Origin of the sequence: Sulfuricurvum sp., from assembly GCF_023250475.1 — a bacterium.
Classification (GTDB): domain Bacteria; phylum Campylobacterota; class Campylobacteria; order Campylobacterales; family Sulfurimonadaceae; genus Sulfuricurvum.
The window spans coordinates 1-5,486 of the sequence record NZ_JAHFAQ010000049.1; the positions used below are offsets into that span (position 1 = coordinate 1).

The 5,486-nt window shown below is 43.3% G+C and carries 5 protein-coding genes and 1 pseudogene; 5 read left to right on the forward strand and 1 reads right to left on the reverse strand.

Annotated features, from left to right (window positions below; translation table 11 throughout):
* Positions 1-38 precede the first annotated feature (38 nt).
* The 5 genes from fliQ (at position 39) to Q0C19_RS06160 (ending at position 4,584) form a co-directional block, all read left to right on the forward strand.
* The gene (gene fliQ, locus Q0C19_RS06140) at positions 39-305 is read left to right on the forward strand and encodes a flagellar biosynthesis protein FliQ (protein ID WP_295053980.1); all 267 of its coding nucleotides are present in this window, start codon (positions 39-41) and stop codon (positions 303-305) included.
* The gene (locus Q0C19_RS06145; RefSeq protein ID WP_295053947.1) at positions 302-1,087 is read left to right on the forward strand and encodes a UDP-N-acetylmuramate dehydrogenase; all 786 of its coding nucleotides are present in this window, start codon (positions 302-304) and stop codon (positions 1,085-1,087) included. Before fliQ ends, Q0C19_RS06145 begins: the two co-directional genes overlap by 4 nt.
* Positions 1,088-1,176: 89 nt before the next feature.
* A complete protein-coding gene (locus Q0C19_RS06150) occupies positions 1,177-1,839 on the forward strand; it encodes a hypothetical protein (protein WP_295053949.1) in 663 nt (220 codons plus the stop codon).
* Positions 1,836-3,305 carry a cytochrome c oxidase accessory protein CcoG gene (ccoG, locus tag Q0C19_RS06155; protein ID WP_295053951.1) on the forward strand — a complete coding sequence of 490 codons (1,470 nt, stop codon included), beginning with the start codon at positions 1,836-1,838 and terminating at the stop codon, positions 3,303-3,305. Before Q0C19_RS06150 ends, ccoG begins: the two co-directional genes overlap by 4 nt.
* A gap of 55 nt (positions 3,306-3,360) precedes the next feature.
* Positions 3,361-4,584 (forward strand): NAD(P)/FAD-dependent oxidoreductase, encoded by a 1,224-nt coding sequence (locus tag Q0C19_RS06160; protein WP_295053953.1) that lies wholly within the window; start codon positions 3,361-3,363, stop codon positions 4,582-4,584.
* Positions 4,585-4,587: 3 nt separating this feature from the next.
* Here the strand turns inward: Q0C19_RS06160 and Q0C19_RS06165 are convergent.
* Positions 4,588-5,486: pseudogene (locus tag Q0C19_RS06165) on the reverse strand (translational GTPase TypA); the annotation flags it as partial.

A 5,486-nucleotide genomic window follows, 5' to 3' on the forward strand; every position in this document is an offset into this window, starting at 1 on the left:
ATCGGGACGAGTTTCGATGGCGTAAGGAAATCAAGATGATGCAATCCGAATTAATCGGCTTGTGGATCGAAACGTTTAAAATCGCCTTGATTTTATCGTTACCCGCGTTGTTGGTCGGGATGTTTTTAGGACTTGCGGTGAGTATTTTTCAAGCGACAACCCAAATCAATGAAATGACCCTCAGCTTTATTCCAAAGATCATCGGTATTGTCATCGTAATTATCCTCACCATGCCGTGGATGATGAATGAGATGCAGGATTTCACAATCCGTATGTTTAATATGATACCTACCTTTATGCAATGAATACCAAAACGATCGATTTTTCTAAATTTAGCTCCATTCGTATCGGACCCGTAGTCGAGGTAGCCCTCATCGAAAACGATATTGTGCCGAAGGATCATTTGATTATCGGATCCGCCAACAACGTCCTTATATCCCCTACCCCTCCGCCGCTCATGATCCTCTCCAAAGAGTACGATTATATCCGACTGGACGAGGACGGTCTCCATATCGGCGCGGCTATTCCGGGGGGAAGGGTCGTTTCGTTTTGTAAAAAGAACAATATCGCCCATTTCGAATATCTTTCTAAGCTCCCCGGTACCCTCGGAGGGATGATTAAGATGAATGCCGGGCTTAAAGAGTTTGAAATTTTTAACCATCTGATTGCTATCCGAACGATAAGCGGTTGGATTCCGAAAGAAAAAATCCAATACGGCTATCGTAAAACCTCTATCGACGAAGTGATATTTGAAGCCGTATTCGATGCTGAAGCCGGATATTCGGTTGAGAGGTATGAGATGTTTGCCCAAATGCGCTCCAATCAGCCTCATGACCCGAGTGCCGGAAGCTGTTTTAAAAATCCCCCGGGCGATTATGCAGGGCGCCTTATTGAAGCGGTAGGGCTCAAAGGGGAACATATCGGTGCAATGGCCTTTAGCAATGTTCATGCTAATTTTCTCGTCAATACCGGTGGAGGAGTCTATCAAGATGCTTTAACGCTTATACATCTTGCACAAGAGCGCGTTAAAGCACAGTTTGACATTGATCTTCAATGCGAAATCGTCCTCATTGATCAAAAATTATGACGAAACAATGATTGTTTATATTGACTTTAGTCGTCACACTTCGATAGAATGACGATGAAACTAAAAATGATAAAGGATTTAAGCATACAATGACGGTAAGTTATATCCGACCTGATAAAGACTTTGATGGCGTTTATGAGCAGCTTAAATTAATCAATGGCTATGCCGATCAAAAGGGGATTACGATCCAAGAAGAGATGGTGGATCAAACTTCCCAAAACAAACGGCTCAGCGAACGGCATGAAGTTGTTCGATTTTTTCGCTCTCTGGATGGAGACACCTTGATCATTTACGATACATGGACATTAAGCAGTTGTATCGAAGATGTTGTCCAAATGTTTAGTTGCCTCCTGAAAAATAACAATACACTCCATTTTGTCAAACCGGGCGTAATAATCGATCGCAAAAGTGATACAATGGTCGTTTTAGGTCTTATTGATCAACTCCGGCAGGTGTTGCAAGATGACGCAAAAAAAGGGATTGGACGTCCGCGCGGATCAAAATCATCATCAAAATTCGATATTCACTTGGAACAAATTATCGATTTATTGAAGAAACGTCGCAGTGTAAGCGAAATTGCACGGGTTTTAGACGTGAGCCGAAGTTCACTGAAAGACTATATAGAATCGCGTGAGCTTAAAGAGGTTGTTAACGGTATTGTCGGTATCGGTAATGATGCGGATGCGGAAGCAACAGTAATCGGGACAATTCGGTGTCCGATTGATGAATCACATATAAGGGAAAATGTATGAGCACGGAAACAGCCCCTAAAGGGAAAGAATATTTGTCCGGATGGACACCTTGGCGTATTAAACGGTACTGGTTTTATGGATTGGTAACTATTTTATCGCTCTCTATTCCATGGATTACCATAGAGGGAAATCACCTCTTCTTGTTGAGCTTCGATAAACTCAAACTCCATTTGATGTTTATTCAATTCGATATGCAAGAGCTCTATTTGATGCCGTTTTTGCTGATGATTCTTTTTATCGGTATATTCGGTATTACCGTATTGGGCGGACGTGTTTTTTGCGGATGGATCTGTCCGCAGACTATTTTTCGTGTCGTTTACCGTGATCTGATCGAAACAAAACTTCTTGGGCTTCGTAAACGGATCAAAAACAAGCAACAAGAGCCTGATTATTCTAAATTGGAAAATAAGATCAAACGTCTCGTAGCCATTCTACTTTGGACGGGGCTTTCTTTTGTCGCAGCCGCAGACTTGATGTGGTTTTTTGTACCGCCGGAAGATTTTTTAGCCTATATCCAAAATCCGATGGAACATACCGTGCTTGTCGGTTCAATTTTGGGGATCGTCGCCTTTTTGGTGTATGACGTCATTTTCCTACAAGAGAATTTCTGTGTCTATGTCTGCCCCTATTCTCGTATCCAATCGGTTTTGTACGATGATGATACCGTTATGGCGATCTACAATCCAAACCGTGGCGGTGAGATCTATAATGAGCACAAAGAGAAAGTTTTTACGAAACAAAATGACCTCTTAAATCTAAATCCTAAGGCAGAATGTACAACGTGCGAAAGCTGTGTAACCGTATGTCCTACCCATATTGACATCCGTAAAGGTCTACAGTTAGAATGTATCAACTGTTTAGAGTGTGTCGATGCGTGTACTGAAGTGATGGGGAAACTCGGCAAACCTAGCCTTGTCGAGTGGTCAAGTGAAAAAGAGACCTTATTTATGAAAGGCAAAACTCACTATTTGCGTCCTAAAATTATTGGATATATCGCCATTTTAATCATTGTCACTGTTATTCTGGGAATGATGGGAAGTAAAAAAGAGTATATGCTCCTCAACATCAATAAAGAGAATCGTTTGTACTCGATACATAATGACGATGGGAAAGTCAAAGTTGAGAATGCTTACACTTTCTTATTGCAAAATACGTTGAATGAAGACCATGAGTACTACTTTGACATCGTTGCTCCAGTGGGGATGGAAGGTAAAATTAAAATCGAAGAACCGGAAGAGGCGTTCAAAGTCAAACCGGGAATCGTTAAGAAAAAAGTTGTTGTTTTGTACACCGATGAGCTCTTGGTCAAAGATGAGCGTAAAGATACCGTGATTCCGATTACGATCAATGCATACGCTGTCGATGCCAAAGACAAAGTCGCGGTAACACGCCAGTCAACCTTTACTTTCCCTCGTGCTGATTTATTAAAAGGCGAAGGTGATCATAAAGATAAAGAAGAGGATTAATCCTCTTCTCTCCCCTTTTCCCTCCTAATCTCCCATTTATAGTACAATACCCTCCATGAAAAAAATAGCAATTATCGGCGGCGGCGCGAGCGGTTTGATGGCAGCGCTTACAGCTGCCCGGGCAGGTTCCGATGTCACAATGTATGAACATAACTCCGGTGTCGGAAAAAAGATATTAGCTTCCGGCAACGGGCGATGCAATATTATCAATACGACCGTCTCTTACGAGGATTATGCGGGAGCGGATCCGCAGTTCGTTACGTATGCCCTTAAACAACTGGGGTTTAGCTATTTTGAAAAATTCTGCCACTCTATCGGGCTCCTATTGGATATCAAAGAGGATGGTCGATGCTATCCCCTCTCCAATGAGGCAAAATCGGTATTAATCGCTTTTAAAAGTGCGGTGAGTGATGCGGGAGTACGTATCTGCACGGAAACTATCGTGAGCGCTATTTCCAAAAAAGATACCCAATTTATTGTCGAAACCGATAATAATAAAATGCTTTATGATAAGGTACTTATTGCAACCGGTTCTGAAGCGGCACCCCAACTGGGAGCAACTGCGGATGGGTATATTTTTGCAAAGAGATTCGGGCATGAGATTCTTCCCACCTATCCCTCTTTGGTACAGCTCCATTTAGTTTCTAAAAACCACCACAAAATGGCAGGAGTCAAAACGACTGCTGAAGTCACTCTGATTATCGATGGCAAATCCAAAGAAAAAATCCAAGGAGATATTCTGTTTGCTGCGTACGGAATTTCGGGTTTGGCTATCCTCGATATAAGTCAGAAAGCTTCGTATGCTCTCCATACCAAACAACGCGTTAGTATAGCTCTCAATCTTCTCCCCCGCTATGATAGAGCAACCCTTACGAATATGATTGAAAAATTATTTTCATCCGTCCCTAAACATGATGTCCATACCGCTCTATGCGGACTAATCCCAGCAAAAATAGCAACCTATCTTCTCGAAGATGCTGCCATATCACTCTCTTCCACGGTATCGTCCCTATCACCCAAAGAGATCAAAAAACTGACCCATCTGATCGGTGAATGGAAGTTTGAGGTGAGCGATACCCACGGTTTCAAACATGCCGAAGTGAGCGGCGGCGGTGTCAGTACAGCACACATCAATAACAAAACGATGGAATCAACGCTGATTGAAGGTCTTTATTTTGCGGGTGAAGTTCTGGATATTGTAGGACGTCGCGGGGGGTATAATTTTAACTTTGCGTGGGCCAGCGGTATGATCGCCGGCAAGGAGATGGCTAAAAAGTAAAAATTACTTTTTAGCTCCGTAACGTTTACGATCACTAGGATCTAACCAACGTTTACGGATACGGATACTGATCGGTGTAACTTCGAGAAGTTCATCGTCTTCGATCCACTCTAATGCACGCTCAAGGTTCATATCACGTGGCGGAACAAGTTTAATCGCTTCATCGGCACCTGATGAACGTACGTTTGATTGTGCTTTACCTTTGATCGGGTTAACATCAAGGTCGTTTGAACGGCTGTGCTCACCGATGATCATCCCTTTGTACACTTTCGTTTGAGGGGCTGTGAAAAGGACACCGCGATCTTGGAGGTTGAACAATGAGTACGCTAACGCAACACCGTCTTCCATAGAGATCAACGCTCCGTATTGACGGCTCTCAACGTTACCGGTGTAAGGACGGAATTCAAGGAATGAGTGATTCATTACACCCTCACCTTTGGTATCAGTCAAGAACTGACCACGGAAACCGATCAAACCACGTGCAGGGATTTCGAACTCTACGCGAGTAAAGCCCTCACCCATCGGTACCATTGCTTTCATTTCCGCTTTACGACGGCCAAGACGCTCGATGATCGTACCTGCATTGTCTGCCGGAAGGTCAACGACCAAGTGCTCGAACGGTTCACATTTGACCCCTTCGATCTCTTTTACGATAACTTCAGGACGTCCGATACCGAACTCGAAACCTTCACGACGCATGTTTTCTGCAAGAATCGTGATTTGAAGTTCACCACGACCGGAAACGATAAATTTACCTTCTCCGACGGTTTCGTAACGCATTGCTACGTTGGTGTTCATTTCAGAATCAAGACGCTCGCGGATTTTGTTCGCGGTAACGTGTTTACCCTCTTGACCTGCAAGGGGAGAGTCATTAACCGAGAAAACAACGGTCAATGTAGGCT